We start from the raw sequence: 21068 nt of genomic DNA on the forward strand, positions 1-21068 counted from the left end.
GGTGCTGCGGCGGATCAGGCGCCGAGCTGGGCAGCGAACTGCGCGGACTCGAGCCGCGACTTCACCGCTCCGAGGAAGCGCGCGGCGTCGGCGCCGTCGATGATCCGGTGGTCGTACGACAGTGCGAGGTACACGTAGGACCGCACGGCGATCGCGTCCGCGCCGCCGACCTTGACCAGACCCGGGCGCTTGACCACGGTGCCGGTACCGAGGATGGCCGACTGCGGCAGGAACACCACGGGAGTGTCGAAGAGGGCGCCGCGCGAGCCGGTGTTGGTCAGCGTGAACGTGCCGCCGGCCAGCTCGTCGGGCTTCAGCTTGTTCTCGCGGGTACGAGCCGCGAGGTCCGCGATCTCGTGGGCGATCTGCGCGATGTTCTTCGAGGCCGCGTCGCGCAGCACCGGGGTGAGCAGGCCGCGCTCGGTGTCGACCGCGATCGAGACGTTCTCCGAGGCGGGGTAGACGATCTGGTCGCCGTCCACGGTCGCGTTCACGATCGGGAAGGCCTGCAGCGCCTCGGCGGCCGCGAGAGCGAAGAACGGCAGGAACGACAGCTTGTCGCCCGTCTTCTCCAGGAACGAGGCCTTGACGCTGTCGCGGTACTCGGCGAGCGCGGTGACGTCGACCTCGACCACGGTGGTGAGCTGGGCGGTCTGCTGCATCGACTCCACGGCGCGCTTGGCCAGGACCTTGCGCAGACGCGACATCGGCTGCGTCGTGCCGCGCAGGGGCGAGACCTCCAGCGGGGCCGCAGCCGGGGCCGCGGGCGCCGTGGCTGCCGGTGCGGAGGCGGCGGACTCGGCCGCCTTGAGCACGTCCTCCTTGCGGATGCGGCCGCCGACACCGGTGCCGGTGACGGAGGCGAGATCCACACCCTGCTGAGCCGCCAGGCGGCGCACGAGCGGCGTCACGTAGAGGTTGTCGTTGCCGCCGGCGGGTGCGGGCTGCGATGCGGACGGCGCCGGTGCGGCCGGTGCCGACGGAGCCTGCGCGGGTGCAGCGGCGGGAGCCGGCGCGGCCTCTGCGGCGGGGGCGGCCTGCGCGGGCGCGGGCGCCGGAGTCTCTTCGGCAGCCGCGGGCGCCGGAGCGGGAGTCTCGGCGGGGGCGGCGGGCTGAGCGGCGCCCGAGCCGATGCGCGCGAGCACGGCACCGACGGCGACCGTCTCGTCCTCGCCGGCGACGATCTCCTGCAGGATGCCGGCGACGGGCGAAGGGATCTCGGTGTCGACCTTGTCGGTGGAGATCTCGAGCAGCGCCTCGTCGACCTCGACCGAGTCGCCCACCTCCTTGAGCCAGCGGGTGACGGTGCCCTCGGTGACGCTCTCGCCGAGCTCGGGGAGCACGACATCCGTCGCGTCGCCCGACGGCGCCGGAGCGGTGTCGGCGGCCGGAGCGGCCTCGGCGGCGGGTGCGGACTCGGCCGGGGCCTCGGCGGCGGGAGTCTGCGCGGGGGCTGCCTCGGCCGGAGCAGCTTCGGCGGCCGGTGCGGCGGCTTCGGGAGCGTCGTCCGACGAGGACGCTCCGCTGCCGTCGCCGATGCGCGCGAGGAGGGCGCCGACCTCGACGGTCTCGTCCTCCGCGACGAGGATCTCCTCGATCACGCCGGATGCGGGGGAGGGGATCTCGGTGTCGACCTTGTCGGTCGAGATCTCGAGCAGGCCCTCGTCCGCCTGCACAGTGTCGCCCACCTGCTTGAGCCAGCGGGTGACCGTACCCTCTGTGACGCTCTCGCCGAGCGGGGGGAGGATGACGGATGTGCTCATGACGGAGTCTCCTTCAGAAGTTTGTCTAACGCTTGTCTAGCTTAGTGACCCGGGGACGGGTTGGTGTTCAGAGGGCGTGCAGCGGTTTTCCCGCGAGTGCGAGGAAGGCCTCGCCGAGGGCTTCGCTCTGTGTCGGATGCGCGTGGATGAGCGGCGCGATGTCCTCCGGGTGCGCCTCCCACGCGACGGCCAGCTGGCCCTCGGTGATGAGCTCGCCGACGCGGTCGCCCAACAGGTGCACGCCCACCACGGGGCCGTCCTTGAGGCGGACGACCTTCACCAGTCCGCTCGTCCCGATGATCTCGCTCTTGCCGTTCCCCGCGAGGTTGTACTCGTAGGAGGCCACGGCATCCGCACCGTGCTCGGCGATCGCCGTCTCCTCGGTGACGCCGACCGAGGCGACCTCCGGGCTGGAGTACGTCACCTTCGGGATCTGCCGATCCGGCACGGTGGCGGGGGAGAGGCCTGCGATGCGCTCGGCGACGACGATGCCCTGCTGGAATCCGCGGTGCGCGAGCTGCAGACCGGGCACGATGTCGCCCACGGCCCAGACGTGCGGAGCGCTCGTGCGCAGGTCGTCGTCGACGGTGACGTATCCGCGGTCGAGCGCGACGCCCGCCTCCTCGTACCCGAGGTCCGCCGTGACCGGTCCGCGCCCCACGGCGACGAGGAGGTAGTCGGCGGTGAATGTGGTGCCGTCCTCGAGCGTCACCGTGACCGAGGCCTCGTTCTGCACGGCCGTCTGGAAGCGGGTGCCCAGCGAGTAGCGGATGCCGCGGCGGCGGAACGCCCGCTCCAGCCCCTTGCTCAGAGCGACGTCCTCGTTGGGCACCAGGTGCGGCAGTGCCTCGATGATGGTGACATCGGCGCCGAAGGAGCGCCAGACGCTCGCGAACTCCACGCCGATGACGCCACCTCCGAGGATGAGCACGCGCTCGGGGATGACGTCGAGCTCGAGGGCCTGCTCGCTCGTGAGGATCCGTCCGTCGATGTCGAGGCCGGGCAGGCTGCGGCTGTAGGAGCCGGTGGCGAGGATGACGTCGGTGCCCGCGTAGACGTCGTCGCCGACGCTGACGGTGCGGTCGGGGTTGAGTCGCCCAGCGCCCGGAACCGTGGTGATGCCGCGCGCCTTGACGAGGCCCTCGAGTCCCTTGAACTTCTTCGCCACGATCCCTTCGCGGTAGGCCCGGACGCCGGCGGGGTCGATGCCCTCGAGCGATGCCTGGACGCCGACGGATGCCGCGTCGCGCACGTGCTCCGCCACTTCCGCGGCGTGCAGCAGAGCCTTGGTGGGGATGCACCCGCGGTGCAGGCAGGTGCCGCCCACCTTGTCCTTCTCGATGAGCGCGACCGACTTGCCGAGCTCGCTCGCGCGCAGGGCGGCCGCATAGCCGCCGCTCCCGCCGCCCAGGACCACGATGTCGAAGGTGTGCGTCGTCATGTCAGGCCTTTCCCGCCGTGGATTCGGCGAACGCGATGATCGACCGGACCATCGCACCGGTCGGGCCCTTGTCGGTGAAGCCGAAGGGTGCCCCGCCGTTCTCACCCGAGCCCGCGATATCGAGGTGCACCCACGGGATGCGCGGCGCGTCCTCCGCGTCGGAGACGCGACCCACGAAGCGTCGGAGGAAGAGTCCGGCGAAAGAGGCGCCGCCGGCGCGGTCGCTCATGTTCGCGTTGATCAGGTCGGCGATCGGGGAGTCGAGCGTGTCCTCCATGTACTCGGGCAGCGGCATGTGCCACGCCGCCTCGTCGGCCGACTCCGCCGCCGCGAGGAACTCGGCGACGGTCTCGTCCGCACCCATTACGCCGGTGTGCCGGTGACCCAATGCCATCACGATCGCACCCGTCAGCGTGGCGACGTCGATGATCACGTCCGGGTGCTCGCGGCTCGCGGCCGCCAGGCCGTCCGCCATGACCAGTCGGCCCTCAGCATCCGTGTTGAGCACCTCGACGGTCGTGCCGTCGAGCATCCGCAGCACGTCGCCCGGGCGCGTGGCGCGGCCGGACGGCATGTTGTCGGCGATGCAGAGCCAGGCGGTCACCCGGACGGGAAGACCGAGGGCAGCGATGGCGCGGAGCGCGGCGAGACCCGTGGCGGCGCCGGCCATGTCGAACTTCATGCCGACCATCGAGGCGGCGGGCTTGAGCGACAGTCCTCCGGTGTCGAAGGTGATGCCCTTGCCCACGATCGCGAGGTGACGGGTCGCGTCGGCCGGTGCGTAATCGAGCCGCACGAGTCGCGGCGGGCGGTCGGAACCCTGCCCCACCCCGAGGATGCCTCCGAAGCCGTGCTCCGCGAGGGCGGCCTCGTCGAACACCTCGACGGTCACATCGAGGTCGGCGACGCTCTCGACGGCGCTCCGGGCGAGATCCGCCGGGCTCTGCCATTCGGCCGGGACGTTGACGAGGTCCTTGACCAGCGCCACCGCCTCGCCGACCGTCCGGATGCGGGAGATCGCGGTATCGTCCAGGTCGGCGTGCAGCAGCACGCTCGAGGCGCGCGCCGGCCCCTTCTTCGTGCGGTAGCCCTCGAACCGGTGCCCGCCGAGCACGGCGCCCTCACCGGCGGCGACGGCATGCTCGTCCAGGCCGGGCGCGAGCGCGACCGCGACCGTCTCGAAGCCCGTGAGCTGGCGCAGAGCGGCGCCGACGGCATTCCGCACGGCGTTCGCGGACGGCGCCGAGCCGACGCCGACGACGGCGAGCGGAACCTCGGTCACCCCGGGCGCGTGGATGCGGGTGTAAGCGGAGGGCCCGCCCGTGAAGCCGACCGCCGCCAGAGCCTCGGCGAGGCCCGGATAGGCGTCCAGCGAGGAGGCCGACTGCGAGAGGTCGGGCACGACGAGCACTGCGGCGTCAGCAGCGCTTCCGGGGAACGGATCGGTGGTGCGCGAGAGCGCAGGAAGCGTCATGCTCCCATCCTAGGGAGGGCGGAGGCGACCGGGGCGCCCGGCGGCGGCGGGTGTTCGCTCTCAGCATGACCCTCTCCGCGCCGCTGCGCCCGGGTGCTCGTAGCATGGAGGAATGCCCTTCTCCGGTGAGATCCATGAACGCGTCGCGAACGCTCCGGCGGTTCCGCGCGGCTTGCCCCTCGTGCTCCTCCTGACCGGTTTCACGGATGCCGGGAACGCGGTCTCCGGCCTGATCGAGCACCTTCGTGAGACGGCCTCCCCGCAGCCGATCGCGGTGTTCGACAACGACGTCCTGCTCGACTACCGGGCCCGCCGTCCGGTGGTGTCGTTCGATCAGGATCACCTGACGGACTTCCGTCCGGCGCGCCTCGAGCTCTCGCTGGCGACGGACGCCCTGGGCCAGCCCTTCCTGCTCCTGGCCGGGTACGAGCCCGACTTCGCCTGGAACGCCTTCGCCGACACGGTGCTCGACCTCGCCGCCGAGTTCGAGATCTCGGGTCTGAGCTGGGTGCACTCGATCGCGATGCCCGTTCCGCACACGCGCCCGATCGGCACCACCGTCAGCGGCAACCGGCGCGAGCTGGCCGTCGTGCACTCCGTCTGGCGTCCGCGCACCCAGGTGCCGTCGACCGCGGGTCATCTGCTCGAGTACCGGTTCGCCGAACGCGGGGAGCGCGTGGTGGGCTTCGTGCTGCTCGTCCCGCACTATCTCGCCGAGACCGAGAACCCGGAGGCGGTCATCGCCGCCGCCGACAAGCTCATGGCCGCGACGGGACTCGTGCTGATGCTCGACGAGGTGCAGGAGCGGCGCATCGACTATCTCGCGAAGGTAGACGAGCAGGTGGTGGGCAACGACGAGCTGCAGCAGATGGTCCACAACCTCGAGCGCCGCTACGACGCGTACATGGCGGGCCGCAACCCCGAGGACGACTCGTACGACGAGGGCGGATTCAACGAACGCGACCTCCCGAGCGCCGACGAGCTGGCCGCCGAGCTCGAGCGCTACCTCGCCTCCCGCCCGTCCGGCGACGACGACAAGACGGGCCGCGGCTGACCACGTTCGTCCCCTCGGGGACGGGAATGCTGACGCATCCCTCTACGTGTGCGATAATGGGAGTCTGACCCGTTGTCAATCCATCTTCTTGAAGACCGGACTTGACAAGGGTCTTACTAGTGTCCGAAATGTCCCGGAGCGGCCCGGCTGCTCCGTGAAAGGCGAAACGTGACTCCTGCCACGACTAAGAAAACACGGACGAAGAAGACCGCCGAAGAGCCCGAGGTCACCGCCGAGGTCGACGTCGAGGTCGCAGAGAAGGCCGAGCCCCAGACCGCGGCCAAGCGCGCGGCGGCGAAGCGCGCCCCCGCGAAGAAGAAGAAGTCCGACGACGTCGAAGACGACGAGACGCCGGCTCCCGCTCCCGAGGACACGGCTGACGAGGAGGAGGACGACAGCAAGCCCGCGTTCACCGAGCCGCTGCCGACCGGCGCCATCGTCATCACGTCGAGCGACGAGGACGACGTCCCGGTCTATTCGACGCAGATCACGGGCGCCACGGCCGACCCGGTCAAGGACTACCTGAAGCAGATCGGCAAGGTCGCGCTCCTCAACGCGGCCGAAGAGGTCGAGCTCGCCATGCGCATCGAGGCGGGCCTGTTCGCCGAGGAGAAGCTCTCGGCGATGTCGGCGGCCGAGAAGAACAGCCAGCTCGGGCTCGACCTGCAGTGGGTCGCGCGCGACGGCCAGCGGGCGAAGAGCCACCTGCTGGGCGCCAACCTGCGTCTGGTGGTCTCCCTCGCCAAGCGCTACACCGGTCGAGGCATGCAGTTCCTCGACCTGATCCAGGAGGGCAACCTCGGTCTGATCCGCGCCGTCGAGAAGTTCGACTACACCAAGGGCTTCAAGTTCTCGACCTACGCCACCTGGTGGATCCGTCAGGCGATCACCCGTGCCATGGCAGACCAGGCGCGGACGATCCGCATCCCGGTGCACATGGTCGAGGTCATCAACAAGCTCGCCCGCGTCCAGCGCCAGATGCTGCAGGACCTGGGTCGCGAGCCCACTCCGGAGGAGCTGAGCCGCGAGCTCGACATGACGCCGGAGAAGGTCGTCGAGGTGCAGAAGTACGGGCGCGAGCCCATCTCGCTGCACACCCCGCTCGGTGAGGACGGCGACAGCGAGTTCGGCGACCTCATCGAAGACACCGAGGCGGTCGTGCCTGCCGATGCGGTCGGATTCACGATGCTGCAGCGGCAGCTCGAGCAGCTGCTCGACTCGCTGTCGGAGCGCGAGGCGGGTGTGATCCGCATGCGCTTCGGCCTCGGAGACGGCCAGCCCAAGACGCTCGACCAGATCGGCGACACCTTCGGCGTGACGCGCGAGCGCATCCGTCAGATCGAGTCCAAGACGAGGGCCAAGCTCCGTCACCCGAGCCGCTCGCAGTCGCTGCGGGACTACCTCGAGTGATGCAGGCGAACGAGGGGAAGGCGCTCGAGACGAGCGTCGACGGCAAGACGTACGCGCGGATCCCGCTGCGTACCCGTGTGGTCATGCCCGAGGACGACCTCGATGCGATCGTCACGGAGTACGCGGCATCCTCCGTTCGGCCGGGCGACCTGCTCTTCGTGACGGAGAAGATCGTCGCGATCACGCAGGGGCGCTCGTACCGTCTCGACGAGATCCAGCCGCGCCGGCTGGCGCTGTTCCTGTCGAAGTACGTCACCCGTACGCCGTACGGCATCGGCCTGGGGATGCCGGAGACGATGGAGATGGCGCTCCGCGAGTGCGGCACGCCGCGCATCCTGCTCGCCGCCGCGGTCTCGGCGGTCACGAAGGCCTTCGGCCGTCGCGGGGACTTCTACCGCATCGCGGGTGACAAGGCCCGGGCGATCGACGGGCCGACCAAGCACACGATCCCCCCGTACAACCAGGCCGTCGTGCTGGGTCCGGAGAACCCCCGAGGGGTGGCGTCACGGCTCAAGTCGCTTCTCGGTGGAACGGCGGAGGTCGCGGTCGTGGACATCAACGACCTGGGCGGCAATATCCTCGGATCGACGCTCGACAAGGCCGGGGAGCACCGCCTCGTCCGGATCCTCGGCGACAACCCGCTCGGCCAGGGGCTGGAGTCCACCCCGCTCGGGATCGTCCGCGAGCTCTGATCGGACTGCTCATGCGGAAGGCCCCGGATGCTCGGCATCCGGGGCCTTCCGCATGGCCGGGCGCTTCCTCAGAAGCCGATGATCTCCTGGTAGCGCGGCTTGTGACCGGTGCGGATGCCGGTGACGCTCGGCTTGTTCTCATACACGCCGGCTCCCCAGTTGCCCTCGACGAGGACGGGGCCGTCCGGGGAGACGACGATGTCCCAGCCGACGTACTGCACCTGAGGCACGACGCGGGCGACCCGGTCGATGAAGGCGCGCACCTCATCCATGTACGGGAGCTTGAAATCGGCGATGCGGAAGCCGGAGTCCGGGTGCGTCTCGTGCACGTGACCGTGCGAATCGTAGCCCGCGCCCACCGCGTGGCCGTCCTCGTCGAGCATCGTGTAGAAGCCGCCGAACGTCATCTGATCGCTCACCGCGCCGCGCCCGAACTTCTGGGCCATGGCGAGGATGTGCGCCTTCTCGCCGTCGAAGAACGCCGTGACGCGGGTGGTGTTGACGGTCCCCGGGCAGACGGCGGCGAGTGCCTCGTGCTGGGTGATGACCTCCTCGATGAGGAGCTCGCCCCGGTGCAGGAGTCCGCGGTGGAACTCCTCCCAGTCGAGGATGTCGGCCGCGTGGTAACGGTGGACGCCGGTTCCTGCCTGCCCCACCGGTTCCTTCGTGACGATGGTGCCCAGGCGCTGGGTGAGCTCCCGCACCGCGTCGGCGTTGCCCTCTTCGACGACCAGCCACTCGCGGTGCAGGTGCTCGGAGAAGCGCTTGTCGAACTCGATCTTGTCCTGGAAGATCCACCGGAAGTCCGGGTGATCGTACTTCTGCGACAGCTGGTTCGAGACGGGGTGCGTCATGTACGTCTCGCGCTCGGCTCGCGTGAGCATCGCGAAGTCGTAGTCGATGTAGTCCTGGAAGCCGACGTTGTGCCGTGCCGCTGACCAGAGCATGTCGACCACGATCCTCGGAACCGGCCGGTGATGCTGCGCCGAGGCCTCCTTCGCGCGCTCCAGCACCGATCCGACGTCGATGCGGCGGGCACGGCCCAGCAGGTAGCGGAGGCGGGGCGCGAGGGAAAGACGGGTCATGAGGCTCCAAGGTCGGGGTCATCCCCAGTCTACGGGGGAGCCCCCGATCCGCTCGGGAGACAGCGGTTAGGCTGGAACCCGTGCGTCAGACGACTTCGAGTGCCCGCCCGAGGGCGGTGCTGTCCCGCTCGGCCCTCGCCGCCGCCGCCGCAGTCGCGGTCGAGAACGGGGGGCGCGTCGCGGACCTGCGTCGCGACGCGTGGGGGCACGGGGTCCTGCCGATCGCCCAGGCCGTGGTCGCAGCCGGGGCCGAGACGGTTCTGGTGGATGCTCCGGGGGAAGTGGATGCGCTCGCGCTCGAGGGCATTCGCGCCACCATCCACGGACACGCCGACATCGATCCCCTCCTCGTGTACGGACTCCCCGACAGCGCCGGTGAGCTGCGCACCCGACCGGTGCTGCGACTCTGCGGACGCGTGCTCTCCACGAAGCGGCTCCGGGCGGGCGACGCGGTCTCGTACGGCTACACCCACCGCGTCGCCGCGGACACGACCGTGGCGCTGATCACCGGGGGATACGCCCAGGGAGTCGTCCGTGCGCTCGGCAACCGTGCCGGCGTCGAGATCGAAGGACGGGAGCGCGCCATCATCGGCCGGGTGGCGATGGACGTCTGCGTCGTCGACCTCGAGGGCGCCGACGTCGCCCTCGGCACCGACGCGACCTACTTCGGGGGAACCGGTCCTGCGGCACCCGGACTCGCGCGCTGGGGCGCCGTGACCGGGATGACCGTGCCGGAGCTCGTGGCGGTCGCCGCCGCACACGCCGAACGGGGCTGGGAGGCATGACCCGTCCGATCCTGCGGCTCGACACCGCGACGCTGCGACGGAACATCGCGGCGGTGCAGGAGCGCATCGCGCCGTCCGCGCTGATGCTGGTCGTGAAAGACGACGCATACGGGCACGGGCTGCCCTGGGCGGTCGAGACGGCTCGGGCCTCGGGGGTGGAGTGGTTCGGGAGCTTCGACGTCGGGAGCGCCCTCGAGGTGCGCCGGGTCGCCGGTGGGCAGGCGCGCATCTTCGCGTGGGTCACGTCGGAGGATGCCGAGATCGACGAAGCGGTGCTGCACGACGTGGATCTGGGTGTCGGCACGATCGAGTACCTGCGGCGGGTCGTCGACCGTGCGGGGAGACTGCAGGCACGGGCGCGCGTGCACCTCAAGATCGACTCGGGGCTGCATCGCAACGGCGTGCTGCCCGAGGACTGGGCGGAGGCGCTGCGGATCGCCCGGGATGCCGAGAGGGCGGGCGCCATCGAGCTGGTCGGCGTGTGGAGCCACATCGCCGAGGCCAGTGACGCGGAGGACGACGCCGCGCAGGCGGTCTTCCTGGAGGCGGTGCGGGCCGCGGCCGCCGGGGGGACGGAGCCGCCTCTGCGACATCTGACCGCCTCGGCAGCGTCGTGGTGGCGACCGGAACTGCGCGGTTCGCTGTCGCGGATCGGGGCGTTCTGCTACGGCGTGCGGTCCGCCGAGGGGCCGGAGCTCGACGGCATCCGCCCGGTGGCGACGCTCGTCGGGACGGTGACGGATGTGGCGGACGGCGAGGCGACGATCGCGATCGGGGGCTTCGACGGATTGCCCTCGACGCTCGTCGGCGCTCCGGTCGGCACCCCTGCGGGTGCTCGTCCGCTGCTCCGTGTCGGGTTCACGGAGAGCGCGGTCGCGGCGTGGGACGGTGCAGCCGTCGGCGACGAGGTGCGGCTCTTCGGCTCGGGGGAGTGCGGCGAGGTGAGCGCCACCGATCTGGCGGAGCGCCTCGACACGGTCGGCGAGGAGATCCTGACCAGGCTCACGCCCCGCGTGCGTCGCGTCGTCTCGGACTGACCGACCTCGCGGGGAAAGGAAAGGCCCCCGGCGCCAGGGAGCGCGGAGGGCCTCGGGTCGTCTCTGCAGACGGCTCAGATCAGTCGAGCGGTTTCATCGTGCCAGCTGGTCGCGACGGCGCGCAGCTTCTCTTCGTACTTGCGCCCGTGGTGTGCGCAGAAGAGCAGCTCGGAGCCGTTGACCTCGGCCGCGATGTAGGCCTGGGCGCCGCATGAATCGCAGCGATCCATGGCCGTCAGGCGGAACTCGACCGCGGAGGTCTCACGTTCGGTCGTTGCGTTCATCTCGGTGCCTCCTCGATTGTCGGGTTCGCTGGGGAGCGTGCTCAATACAACCACGGGATGGCTGGGGGCATGCCCGTATCGAGGCGTGTTTCGCTCAGCGCGTACGCGGGCCCCGCCGACTCGGGGATGGTGCAGAGTGTCGGCAGAGCCGTGTCGGTCGCCGAGAATAGAATCGGAGATTGTGACCGCCGAGTATTCCGCCCATCATCTCCAGGTGCTCGAAGGCCTCGAGGCCGTCCGCAAGCGCCCCGGCATGTACATCGGCTCGAACGGCTCCCCGGGCCTCATGCACTGCCTCTGGGAGATCATCGACAACTCCGTCGACGAGGCCGTCGCGGGCAACGGCTCGAAGATCGACATCATCCTCCATGCCGACGGCAGCGTCGAGGTGCACGACACCGGGCGCGGCATTCCCGTCGACGTCGAGCCGCGCACGGGCCTGACCGGCGTGGAGGTCGTGTTCACGAAGCTCCACGCGGGCGGCAAGTTCGGCGGCGGCTCGTACGCTGCCTCGGGTGGTCTGCACGGCGTCGGCGCCTCGGTCGTGAACGCCCTGTCGGAGCGCCTCGACGTCGAGGTCGACCGCGGGGGAAAGACCTACGCCATGTCGTTCCACCGCGGGGAGCCCGGCGTCTTCGACGACTCCGCCGGGCGTCGTCCCGACGCCCCCTTCCGTCCGTTCCAGGAGAACAGCGAGCTCCGGATCGTGGGGAAGGCGCCCCGTGGCGTCACCGGCACGCGGATCCGATACTGGGCGGACCGGCAGATCTTCACCAAGGACGCCGCGTTCCAGCTGGGCGACCTCGAGACGCGCGCCCGCCAGACGGCCTTCCTCGTCCCCGGCCTCGAGATCGTCGTCCGGGACGAGCGGGCCGAGGAGCCGGTCGAGACCTCGTACCATTACGAAGGCGGCATCTCGGAGTTCGTGGAGTTCCTCGCGACCGACCCGCCCGTGACCGACACCTGGCGCATCCAGGGCGAGGGCACGTTCACGGAGACGGTGCCCGTGCTCCAGGCCGACGGCCACATGGTCGCGACGGAGGTCGAGCGCGTGTGCCGGGTCGACATCGCGCTGCGGTGGGGCACGGGCTACGACACCGTCACGCGCTCCTTCGTCAACATCATCTCCACACCCAAGGGTGGAACCCATCAACAGGGCTTCGAGCAGGAGCTCCTCAAGGTGCTCCGCGCGCAGGTCGAGCAGAACGCGCGGCGCCTCAAGGTGGGCGCCAACGACAGGCTCGAGAAGGACGACGTGCTCGCGGGCCTCACCGCCGTGCTCACCGTCAACGTGCCCGAGCCGCAGTTCGAGGGTCAGACCAAGGAGGTGCTGGGCACGCCCGCCGTGCGGCAGATCGTGGCGCAGGTGATCCGCAAGGATCTCGCCGCCCGCTTCGCCTCGACCAAGCGCGATGACAAGAGTCAGGCGACGCAGCTGCTCGACAAGATCGTCGCCGAGATGAAGGCGCGTGTCTCGGCTCGCGCTCACAAGGAGACGCAGCGGCGCAAGAACGCGCTCGAGTCCTCCACGCTCCCGACGAAACTGGTGGACTGCCGCACAAACGACGTCGAGCGCAGCGAACTGTTCATCGTCGAGGGAGACTCCGCGCTCGGGACGGCGAAGAACGCCCGCAACAGCGAATTTCAGGCGCTACTGCCCATCCGCGGCAAGATCCTCAACGTGCAGAAGGCCTCGATCGGCGACATGCTCTCCAACGCCGAGTGCGCCTCGATCATCCAGGTGATCGGCGCGGGGTCCGGCCGTTCCTTCGACGTCGACGCGGCCCGCTACGGCAAGGTCATCCTGATGAGCGACGCCGATGTCGACGGTGCCCACATCCGCACACTTCTGCTCACCCTCTTCTTCCGCTACATGCGCCCGCTGATCGAGCACGGCCGGGTGTTCGCCGCCGTGCCGCCGCTGCATCGCATCATCGTGATGAACCCCGGCTCGAAGCCGAACGAGACCATCTACACGTACAGCGAGCAGGAGATGCACGCGCTTCTCGCCAAGCTCCGCAAGGCAGGGAAGCGCTGGCACGAGCCCATCCAGCGGTACAAGGGGCTCGGCGAGATGGACGCCGAGCAGCTCGCGAACACCACGATGGACCGGTCGGGTCGCCTCCTGCGACGCGTGCGGATGGAGGATGCCGAGGCCGCGGGTCGCGTCTTCGAGCTGCTCATGGGCAACGAGGTCGCGCCGCGGCGCGAGTTCATCGTCGACTCCGCCGACCGGCTCTCCCGCGAGTCCATCGACGCCTAGAGCACGGCGCTCGGCGTCCGGGCCGGCGTCGTCTGTGCTGCCGTGCGCCGGCGGCGCCGAGGGTGCCGGACGCGACTCGGCGCGGCCGTCGACTCAGGCGAGCGTGCGGCCGATGCTGCCGATGAGCCCCTCGACCGCCTGGCCCGAGGCGTCCCGTCGCGCGCCGGCGTCGGGCAGACGCCGCACCGCACCGGTCGGGTCCACAGCCTGCGCAGGAGCCGCTCCCACCCAGGCGACGGTCAGGCGATCCTCGCCCTTCAAGAACGCGTGAGCGCGCACACCGCCGGTCGCGCGGCCCTTCGCCGGGTACTCCGCGAAGGGCGTGACCTTGGCGCGTCCGGCGTCCGTACCGGGGAGGATGCCCTCCGCTCCGGAGACGGTCGCGACGACGGCATCGGTGTCCGTGTCGACGGCACCGAAGAAGAGGACACTCGCCCCGGCACCCAGCTTGATACCGGCCATGCCGCCGGCAGCTGCACCTTGAGGGCGCACGGATGCCGCGGCGAAGCGCAGGAGGCGCGCATCGGTCGTGACGAAGACCAGCTCGGCGTCATCGGCTGCCTCGGCAGCGCCGACGACGCGATCGCCGGACTTGAGGCCGATCACCTCGAGGTCGGGACGCACGGGCAGCGACGCGGGGACGATCCTCTTCACGATGCCCTGCGCGGTGCCGATCGCGACGGGCGTCTCGCTGTCGAAGCGCACGAAGCCCAGGATCCGCTCGTCGCGCGAGGTGATGCCCAGGTAGTCCCGGAGCGGCGTGCCGGCGCCGAGCTGCACGGAGCTCGACGGCACCGAGGGCAGGTCGACGGGGGAGAAGCGCACGACCCGTCCGGACGAGGTCAGCGCTCCGAGCTCCGCCCGCACGGTGGTCTCGACGGTGGTGAGGATCGCATCGTGCTTGCTGCGGCGCGTCGGGGCGCTGAGCCCCTGGCCCTCGGCGAGATCGACGCGCACCGCGCGCCCGGTCGTCGACAGCACGACGACGGTCGGGGCATCCGCGATCTGGAGGTCGACCGCTCCCTTGGTGGAGCGGGGACGGGGCGGTGCGGCGTTCATCAGCAGCGTGCGCCGGGGGGTGCCGTAGGCGTCGGCCGCGGCATCCAGCTCGGTCGCGACTGCGGCGCGGAGCAGGGCATCGCTGCCCAGCAGCTCGCGGAGGCGGGCGATCTCGGCCTGGAGGGCGTCGCGCTCCGCCTCGAGTTCGATGCGGGAGAACTTCGTGAGGCGCCGCAGTCGCAGCTCGAGGATGTACTCGGCCTGCGGCTCGCTGAGGTCGAACACCTCGCGGAGCCGCGTACGAGCCTGCTCGGAGTCGTCGGACGACCGGATGACCTGGATGACCTCGTCGATGTCGAGGATCGCGATGAGGAGTCCCTCGACCAGGTGCAGGCGCTCCTCGCGGCGCGCCAGCCGGAAACGGCTGCGCCGCGCGATCACCTCCAGGCGATGCGCCACGTAGACGCTCAGCATCTCCTTCAGCCCGAGGGTCCGGGGCTGCCCGTCGACGAGGGCGACGTTGTTGATGTTGAACGAGTCCTCGAGCGGGGTCAGGCGGTAGAGCTGCTCGAGGACGGCCTGGGGATCGAAGCCGGTCTTGATTCCGATCGCGACGCGCAGACCGTGGTTGCGGTCGGTCAGGTCGGTGACGTCGCTGATCCCCTGCAGCTTCTTGGACTGCACGGCGTCGCGGATCTTCTCGATCAGCCGCTCCGGCCCGACCATGTAGGGCAGCTCGGAGACGACGATGCCGGTGCGCCGCGGACCGAGCGGCTCGATCGACACCTTGCCGCGCACCTTGACCGCACCGCGGCCGTTCGCGTAGGCGTCCTTGACGCCGTCGAGACCCATGATGACGGCGCCGGAGGGGAAGTCCGGGCCGGGGACGAACTCCATGAGCTCTTCCGTGGTCGCATCGGGGTTCTCGAGCAGATGCGTCGCCGCGGCCACGACCTCGATGAGGTTGTGGGGCGCCATGTTGGTCGCCATGCCCACGGCGATGCCGCTCGCGCCGTTCACCAGCAGGTTGGGGAATGCGGCGGGGAGCACGGCGGGCTGCTGGAACTGCCCGTCGTAGTTGGGAACGAAGTCCACGACGTCCTCGTCGAGGTTCTCCGTCAGGGCCAGCGCCGAGGCCGCCAGGCGGGCCTCCGTGTACCGGGCGGCGGCGGGTCCGTCGTCGAGCGAGCCGAAGTTGCCGTGGCCGTCCACCAGCGGCACGCGCAGCGCGAAGTCCTGGGCCAGGCGCACGAGCGCGTCGTAGATCGCCGAGTCGCCGTGGGGGTGGAGCTTGCCCATCACCTCGCCGACGACGCGCGCGCTCTTGACGTGTCCGCGGTCGGGACGCAGCCCCATCTCGGCCATCTGGAAGAGGATCCGCCTCTGCACGGGCTTGAGTCCGTCGCGCGCGTCGGGGAGCGCGCGCGAGTAGATGACCGAATAGGCGTACTCGAGGAACGAACCCTGCATCTCGCTGGAGAGGTCGATGTCTTGGATACGCTCCTCGACGGGCTCGGGCGGCGGCGTCTTGGGCATGTACTTCCTGAGGGCGTTGCGGGAGCCTGTGTCAGACTGGCTCGGGTGTCCCTCATGCTACCGTCCGAGTCCGCCTCAGCCCGGAGCGTCGTCGGGGTGGCGGATGACCTGCTCGCCGCCGTCCGCGGCGAGTCGGCGTCCCTCCCGGCGGTGACGTCCGCCGTGCTCGTGGTCATCGACGGTCTCGGAGCTCTCGGCCTGCGCGCGCACGCGGGGCACGCGAGGAGCCTGACGGCGGGGATGGGGAAGCGGGACACCGCGATCACGGTCTTCCCGTCGACCACGGCGGCGGCGCTCACCAGCATCCTCACCGGCGCCTGGCCGGGCGAGCACGGCCTGGTGGGGTACCGGGTCCTCGACCCGGCTCGGGGAGTGCTGGTGAACCAGCTCAGCGGATGGGAGACGGACGGTCTCGATCCCGCCACGTGGCAGATGTCCGAGACGGTGTTCGAGCGCGCCGCCGCCTCGGGGCATCCCGCCTTCGCCGTCGGACTCCCCGTCTACGCGCACAGCGGCTTCACCCGGGCCACCCTGCGCGGCGCCGAGTTCCACGGGGCGGCCGCGGCGGCCGAACGCGTCGCCGCCGCCTACGACCTCGCCGCCCGCGCCCCGGGTTCGTTCGTCTACTGCTACCTGCCGGAGGTCGACAAGGCCGGGCACAAGCACGGCATCGCGAGCGCGGAGTGGGTGGCCGCTCTCGAGGACGTCGATGCGGCGCTGGCCCGGCCCGTCCCCGCCGGAGTCGGCGTGCTGGTGACGTCGGACCACGGGATGGTGGACGTCCCCGCCGAGCGTCAGGTCATCCTCGAACAGGACCACCTCGACGGGATCCGTCATCTCGGTGGCGAGCCGCGCATGGTGCACGCCTACCTGGAGGAGGACGCCGATGCGGATGCCGTGATGCTGCGGTGGCGGGGCGACCTGGAAGGACTGGCCGACGTCGCGACCCGGGACGAGGTGGTGCGCAGCGGGCTGCTCGGCCCCAGCGTCTCGCCGACCGCCGCCGCCCGCGTCGGCGACCTGGTGGCCGTCGCGCGGGGGAACCGGGCGATCTACGACGGGACCGCAGCGGATCAGCGGGGGCGCGCGATGGTCGGCCAGCACGGCGGTCTCACCGCCGAGGAGCGCCAGGTACCCCTGCTGCGCCTCGGTGCGCTGCGCCGCTGAGCGACCGGCTCACTCGTCGGTGCGTGCTCCGAAGACGATCTCGTCCCACGAGGGCATGGCGTTGCGTCGACGGCGACGGTTCGAGACGCTCTCGTTCGATCCGACGGAACCAGGACGCCCCTCGTCCTCCGGGTCGGGGTCGTTCTGCTCGCGCTCCAGCGCCTCGAACAGGGCAATGGGGTTGGAGTCCTGGCGGTAGGCCGGCTCGATCGGCTCGTCATCGGGGACGGGAGCGACCTCGGCGACGTCCGGGACCGCGGGCGCGTGCTCGCGCTGCCCGCGGCGCCGCCGGAGCGCTTCGAGCAGATCGGCGGTCTCCGGGTTCGTGGTCGGCATCTCGGGCGCCCGGTTGATGGCGGCGGCCTGGGCCGCCGGGTTCGAGCGTTCCGGGACAGCCTGTTCCTCGACCGCCGGCTCCGCGCCGGGGACGAGCCTGGGCCCGAAGGCGCCGGAGTCGAAGCGGCTGTCGTCCTTATACGGCGACGAGGGCTTGTCGGCATCCACCGCGCGCAGGCGGGGGATGAGGCCTTCCGGCAGCGAGCCCTGGCGGGAGAGCTGGGTCGCATCGGCGTTGAGCGGCGCGAGCGCGCTGCGGCGAGGGTCGAAGCTCCACCGGGCGTCGTGGTCGACGTCGTTCGCGGTGAACTCGAGCTTGATGATCCAGCCCGACTCGTCCTTCCAGCTCACCCAGCGCTCACCGGTCGCGGCGACCTCGGTGAGCTTGGCGCGGATGGCCGTGCCGAAGGTCGGCTGGGCGTCGGGCTCGACCTCGCTCCCGATCAGGACGGGCACGGCGAGCGCCTGCCCGATCATGTGCTCGCGCTCGGCGAGGACGGGCCCCTCGAAGCGCGCGACGTCCTCCACGCTGATGCCGAGCAGCTCGGCGGCCTCCGCCGCGGTGAGGCCGGCGCGGATCTGGGCCTGGATGTCGCGGGGACTGGCCGCGAGGCGCTGAGCGGCGGGTTCCGCCTGGCGGGTCGCCCGACGCAGCTCGCGCTGCAGCACGTCGTCGATGGCCAGCGCGAAGCGCTCGCCCGACTCGGTCGCGAGCACGAGGACTCCTGCTTCTGTGCCGACGATGGTGACGTTTTCCATGCGAATGCCCCTCTGATGGGTGTGCGTTCATGGTGACACGCGAGGCCCGCCCGGACCGGGAATATCGTGGGCGTGCCGCGAGTTTGGTCTGTCGATCGGGCGGGCATTTGCTTATTGCCACCTGGTCATGCAAACTATGGCCGCCGATACCCGACGGCGCACCACCACTCGCACCATGAATGTGGAGATCTAACCGCATGGCAACCGACTACGACGCCCCCCGTAAGAGCGAAGACGACTCCGAGTCGATCGAAGCCCTGAAGGAGCGCGTGCCCGACAAGCTCTCCGGCTCTTCCGGAGACGAAGACGCGGACAACCCGTCCAGCTTCGACCTCCCGGGGGCCGATCTCTCCGACCTCGAGCTGGACGTCGTCGTGCTGCCCCCGCAGCAGGACGAGTTCACCTGCATGAACTGCTTCCTGGTGAAGCACCGCTCGCAGCTCGACCACGACGGAGCCGCGGGCCCGATCTGCAAGGAATGCGCGGCGTAACCACGCCGAGCGACGTATCACGCGCCCCGACCGTCGAGGTCAGGGGCGCGTTGTCGTCTCCGCGGCGGGGAGCCGAGCGGCGGATGCCGAGGAGCGGGGCTCAGGCGCGCGCGGCGCGGATGGCGGCCGCGAGGCGGTCGGGGGTGCGCGACGAGATGGTCCAGGAGGGGACCGGGTCGGCGGGGTCCTCGTTGGGAACGACGACGAGGCCGTCGATGCCGCCGCGGATGAGGTGCCAGCCCCGTGCGGGCAGGCCCGGGCCGCGGCCCCGGGCGGCCTCCTCGCCCGTCAGGGCGACCGGATCGCCGAGGTGGCGCACCTCGATGTGCGCGCGTCCCGCGCGCAGGACGCCGTCCTCCACCGAGATCACCGGGGCCGAGGCGACGACGAGGGCCACGACCAGAGCAGACACGACGGCGCCGGACAGGAGAGCGAACGTCGCCCCGACGGGGACGAAGATGAGCGCGACCATCGGGCCGGCGAGGGCGACCGTGACCAGGAGCCACAGGCTCGGCGAGAGGCGCTCCCGGTATCGGGTGCGTGCGTCTGCGACGGGGTTCTGCATTAGCCTCATGGGGTGACCGATTCCGTTGATGTCCCCATTATCGCCGCTGCGGTGCCGGTCTATGCGCACCCGGGCGACGCCGGAGCCGATCTCACCGCCGCCGAGGCCGTACGGCTGGCCCCGGGCGAGCGGGCGCTCGTGCCGACGGGCGTGCGCATCGCGCTGCCCGAGGGGTACGCCGCCTTCGTGGTCCCTCGCAGCGGGTTGGCGGCGAGGCACGGCATCTCTATCGTGAACTCGCCCGGCACGGTCGACGCCGGGTACCGGGGTGAGATCAAGGTGAGCCTGATCAACACGGATACGCGCGACGCGTACGATGTCGCCGTCGGCGATCGCATCGCGCAGCTGATCGTCATGCCCGTCACGCGCGCCGTGTTCCTCCCGGTCGACGAGCTTCCGGAGAGCGTGCGCGGCGAAGGCGGATTCGGTTCCACCGGTTACCAGGCAGGGAAGACCAATGACTGACAACACCCCCCAGAAGTCCGCTCCGCTGAACCGCGCGACGGACGGCCCCTTCGACGACTCCGAGGCGAACCCGGTCCGGCCGTACATCGACCTCGGCGGCATCAAGATCCTCCCTCGGGAGGGGCTGAATCTGCGCCTCGAGGTCGAGGAGCAGTCCAAGCGGATCGTGGCCGTCGGTCTGGACTACGCCGACTCCTCGCTGCAGGTGCAGCCGTTCGCCGCCCCTCGCTCGGGCGGGCTCTGGGATGAGACCCGGGTGCAGCTTCGCGATCAGGTCACCGCGCAGGGCGGTCGGGTGGAGGAGCGGGAGGGTCCGCTCGGCAAGGAGCTGCTCGCCGAGGTGCCCGCGACGGCGGCGGAGGGATCGGGGCTGCGGCTCGCCCGCTTCGTCGGCATCGACGGGCCGCGCTGGTTCCTGCGCGGCGTCATCGGCGGCGCCGCGGCGTCCGACCCCGAGGCCGCGGCGAAGGTCGAGGACCTCTTCCGCTCCATCGTCGTGGTTCGGGGCGGCTCGCCCATGCCTCCGCGCGACCTCATCCCGCTGAAGATGCCCGCCACCCCGGGAACGGCGTGAGCGCCGACACTCCGGAAGGGCCGCGCGAGCAGTCCGCGGCGGACATCCTCGGCGCCGCGCTCGGAGGCGCGGCCCGACGGGCGGGCGTCGACCCCTCCGGCGGCGCCGGCACCCACACGGTCGTGTGGTCGGCGATCGGCGGGTGGCGCGGCATCCTCGAGTCCGTGCTGCCCAGCCTCGCGTTCGTCGTCCTCTTCACCCTGCGACCCGAGCCCCTGATCCTGTCGCTCGGTGTGTCGGTCGGCCTCGCGGCAGTGTTCACGATCGTGCGCCTGCTGCAGAAGTCCCCGCCGTCCGCGGCGATCGGCGGCCTCGTGGCCGCCGGTGCGGCTGCCGCGCTGGCGCTGTGGACCGGGCGCGGACAGGACAACTTCGTCCCCGGCCTCATCACGAACGCCGCCTACGGCACCGTGCTGCTGGTGACGGCGCTGATCGGCTGGTCGCTCATCGGCGTGGCCGTCGGCTTCCTGATGGGGGAGGGCACCGCCTGGCGGAGCGACAGGCGCAAGCGCCGCGCGTTCCTCTGGCTGGGAGTCGCGTGGGCCGGGCTGTTCTTCGCCCGGCTGGCCGTGCAGCTGCCGCTCTACCTCGCCGGCGACGTCACGGCGCTCGGCACGTTAAAGCTGATCATGGGGCTCCCGCTGTTCGCCCCGCTCGTCGCGGTGACCTGGCTCGTCGTGAGGGCGCTGTACCCCGCCGCGAAACGCCCCGCCGAGACGGCGGAGGATCCTCGCGAGCCGTGATAGATTTATCTTGATATCAAGATAAATCGTATGCTTCTGCCCGGAGGTCGCGAGGCGCAGACTGGTTAGGTCCGCCTTGCTAGCCCCAGAACCTCCGAGGCGAGCAAGATGGAATCGCCTGTCGCTTCCATCAGATCAGAAGGAG

Annotated in this window: 19 protein-coding genes; 11 read left to right on the top strand and 8 right to left on the bottom strand. The window is 70.7% G+C overall.

Features of this window, described 5'->3' with window-relative positions:
• Positions 1-14: 14 nt before the first annotated feature.
• From sucB to AB3M82_RS00265, 3 genes are all read right to left on the bottom strand, one after another.
• The gene (sucB, locus tag AB3M82_RS00255) at positions 15-1763 is read right to left on the bottom strand and encodes a 2-oxoglutarate dehydrogenase, E2 component, dihydrolipoamide succinyltransferase (RefSeq protein WP_412954636.1); all 1749 of its coding nucleotides are present in this window, start codon (positions 1761-1763) and stop codon (positions 15-17) included.
• Positions 1764-1830: 67 nt separating this feature from the next.
• Positions 1831-3204, bottom strand: a complete 1374-nt coding sequence (lpdA, locus tag AB3M82_RS00260) for a dihydrolipoyl dehydrogenase (protein ID WP_412954638.1) — start codon at positions 3202-3204, stop codon at positions 1831-1833.
• A gap of 1 nt (position 3205) precedes the next feature.
• A complete protein-coding gene (locus AB3M82_RS00265) occupies positions 3206-4678 on the bottom strand; it encodes a leucyl aminopeptidase (RefSeq protein ID WP_412954640.1) in 1473 nt (490 codons plus the stop codon).
• Positions 4679-4790: 112 nt separating this feature from the next.
• Here AB3M82_RS00265 and AB3M82_RS00270 point away from each other — a divergent pair, with 112 nt between their 5' ends.
• The 3 genes from AB3M82_RS00270 (at position 4791) to AB3M82_RS00280 (ending at position 7834) form a co-directional block, all read left to right on the top strand.
• The gene (locus AB3M82_RS00270) at positions 4791-5732 is read left to right on the top strand and encodes a proteasome assembly chaperone family protein (protein ID WP_412954642.1); all 942 of its coding nucleotides are present in this window, start codon (positions 4791-4793) and stop codon (positions 5730-5732) included.
• Between the two features lie 168 nt (positions 5733-5900).
• The gene (locus AB3M82_RS00275; RefSeq protein WP_412954644.1) at positions 5901-7142 is read left to right on the top strand and encodes an RNA polymerase sigma factor; all 1242 of its coding nucleotides are present in this window, start codon (positions 5901-5903) and stop codon (positions 7140-7142) included.
• Entirely contained in the window at positions 7142-7834 is a 693-nt protein-coding gene (locus AB3M82_RS00280; protein ID WP_412954646.1) for a coenzyme F420-0:L-glutamate ligase, read from the top strand. The genes AB3M82_RS00275 and AB3M82_RS00280 overlap by 1 nt, the downstream gene beginning before the upstream one ends.
• 68 nt (positions 7835-7902) lie before the next feature.
• Here the strand turns inward: AB3M82_RS00280 and AB3M82_RS00285 are convergent, their stop codons facing one another.
• Positions 7903-8919 (bottom strand): sugar-transfer associated ATP-grasp domain-containing protein, encoded by a 1017-nt coding sequence (locus AB3M82_RS00285; RefSeq protein WP_412954648.1) that lies wholly within the window; start codon positions 8917-8919, stop codon positions 7903-7905.
• Positions 8920-8999: 80 nt separating this feature from the next.
• On the opposite strand from AB3M82_RS00285, the gene AB3M82_RS00290 reads away from it, so the two are divergent.
• Entirely contained in the window at positions 9000-9704 is a 705-nt protein-coding gene (locus AB3M82_RS00290) for an alanine racemase (protein ID WP_412954650.1), read from the top strand.
• Positions 9701-10741, top strand: coding sequence for an alanine racemase (locus tag AB3M82_RS00295; protein ID WP_412954653.1), 1041 nt, complete (start codon positions 9701-9703; stop codon positions 10739-10741). The genes AB3M82_RS00290 and AB3M82_RS00295 overlap by 4 nt, the downstream gene beginning before the upstream one ends.
• Positions 10742-10815: 74 nt before the next feature.
• Here AB3M82_RS00295 and AB3M82_RS00300 read toward each other — a convergent pair whose 3' ends face one another.
• Entirely contained in the window at positions 10816-11025 is a 210-nt protein-coding gene (locus AB3M82_RS00300) for a DUF7455 domain-containing protein (RefSeq protein ID WP_412954655.1), read from the bottom strand.
• A gap of 181 nt (positions 11026-11206) precedes the next feature.
• Between AB3M82_RS00300 and AB3M82_RS00305 the strand changes: the two genes are divergently transcribed.
• Entirely contained in the window at positions 11207-13288 is a 2082-nt protein-coding gene (locus AB3M82_RS00305) for a DNA gyrase/topoisomerase IV subunit B (RefSeq protein WP_412954658.1), read from the top strand.
• A 93-nt stretch (positions 13289-13381) separates the two neighbouring features.
• Here the strand turns inward: AB3M82_RS00305 and AB3M82_RS00310 are convergent, their stop codons facing one another.
• Entirely contained in the window at positions 13382-15823 is a 2442-nt protein-coding gene (locus tag AB3M82_RS00310; protein ID WP_412954661.1) for a DNA gyrase/topoisomerase IV subunit A, read from the bottom strand.
• A gap of 96 nt (positions 15824-15919) precedes the next feature.
• Here AB3M82_RS00310 and AB3M82_RS00315 point away from each other — a divergent pair, with 96 nt between their 5' ends.
• Positions 15920-16990 (top strand): alkaline phosphatase family protein, encoded by a 1071-nt coding sequence (locus AB3M82_RS00315; protein ID WP_412954664.1) that lies wholly within the window; start codon positions 15920-15922, stop codon positions 16988-16990.
• A 9-nt stretch (positions 16991-16999) separates the two neighbouring features.
• Here AB3M82_RS00315 and sepH read toward each other — a convergent pair whose 3' ends face one another.
• Complete coding sequence (gene sepH / locus AB3M82_RS00320; protein ID WP_412954666.1) at positions 17000-18085, bottom strand: septation protein SepH; 1086 nt, start codon at positions 18083-18085, stop codon at positions 17000-17002.
• A gap of 197 nt (positions 18086-18282) precedes the next feature.
• On the opposite strand from sepH, the gene AB3M82_RS00325 reads away from it, so the two are divergent.
• Complete coding sequence (locus AB3M82_RS00325; protein ID WP_412954669.1) at positions 18283-18576, top strand: DUF4193 domain-containing protein; 294 nt, start codon at positions 18283-18285, stop codon at positions 18574-18576.
• A 100-nt stretch (positions 18577-18676) separates the two neighbouring features.
• On the opposite strand, the gene AB3M82_RS00330 is transcribed toward AB3M82_RS00325, so the two are convergent.
• Positions 18677-19141 (bottom strand): DUF3093 domain-containing protein, encoded by a 465-nt coding sequence (locus AB3M82_RS00330; RefSeq protein WP_412954671.1) that lies wholly within the window; start codon positions 19139-19141, stop codon positions 18677-18679.
• A 12-nt stretch (positions 19142-19153) separates the two neighbouring features.
• On the opposite strand from AB3M82_RS00330, the gene dut reads away from it, so the two are divergent.
• Genes dut through AB3M82_RS00345 form a run of 3 tightly spaced genes read left to right on the top strand, consistent with a single transcriptional unit; the run spans position 19154 to position 20923 of the window.
• The gene (gene dut, locus AB3M82_RS00335; protein ID WP_412954672.1) at positions 19154-19606 is read left to right on the top strand and encodes a dUTP diphosphatase; all 453 of its coding nucleotides are present in this window, start codon (positions 19154-19156) and stop codon (positions 19604-19606) included.
• Positions 19599-20180, top strand: coding sequence for a DUF3710 domain-containing protein (locus AB3M82_RS00340; protein ID WP_412954675.1), 582 nt, complete (start codon positions 19599-19601; stop codon positions 20178-20180). The genes dut and AB3M82_RS00340 overlap by 8 nt, the downstream gene beginning before the upstream one ends.
• On the top strand, positions 20177-20923 hold the full coding sequence (locus AB3M82_RS00345) for a DUF3159 domain-containing protein (protein ID WP_412954677.1): 747 nt from the start codon (positions 20177-20179) through the stop codon (positions 20921-20923). The genes AB3M82_RS00340 and AB3M82_RS00345 overlap by 4 nt, the downstream gene beginning before the upstream one ends.
• Positions 20924-21068 lie beyond the last annotated feature (145 nt).

Source organism: Microbacterium californiense, assembly GCF_047246625.1.
GTDB lineage: Bacteria > Actinomycetota > Actinomycetes > Actinomycetales > Microbacteriaceae > Microbacterium.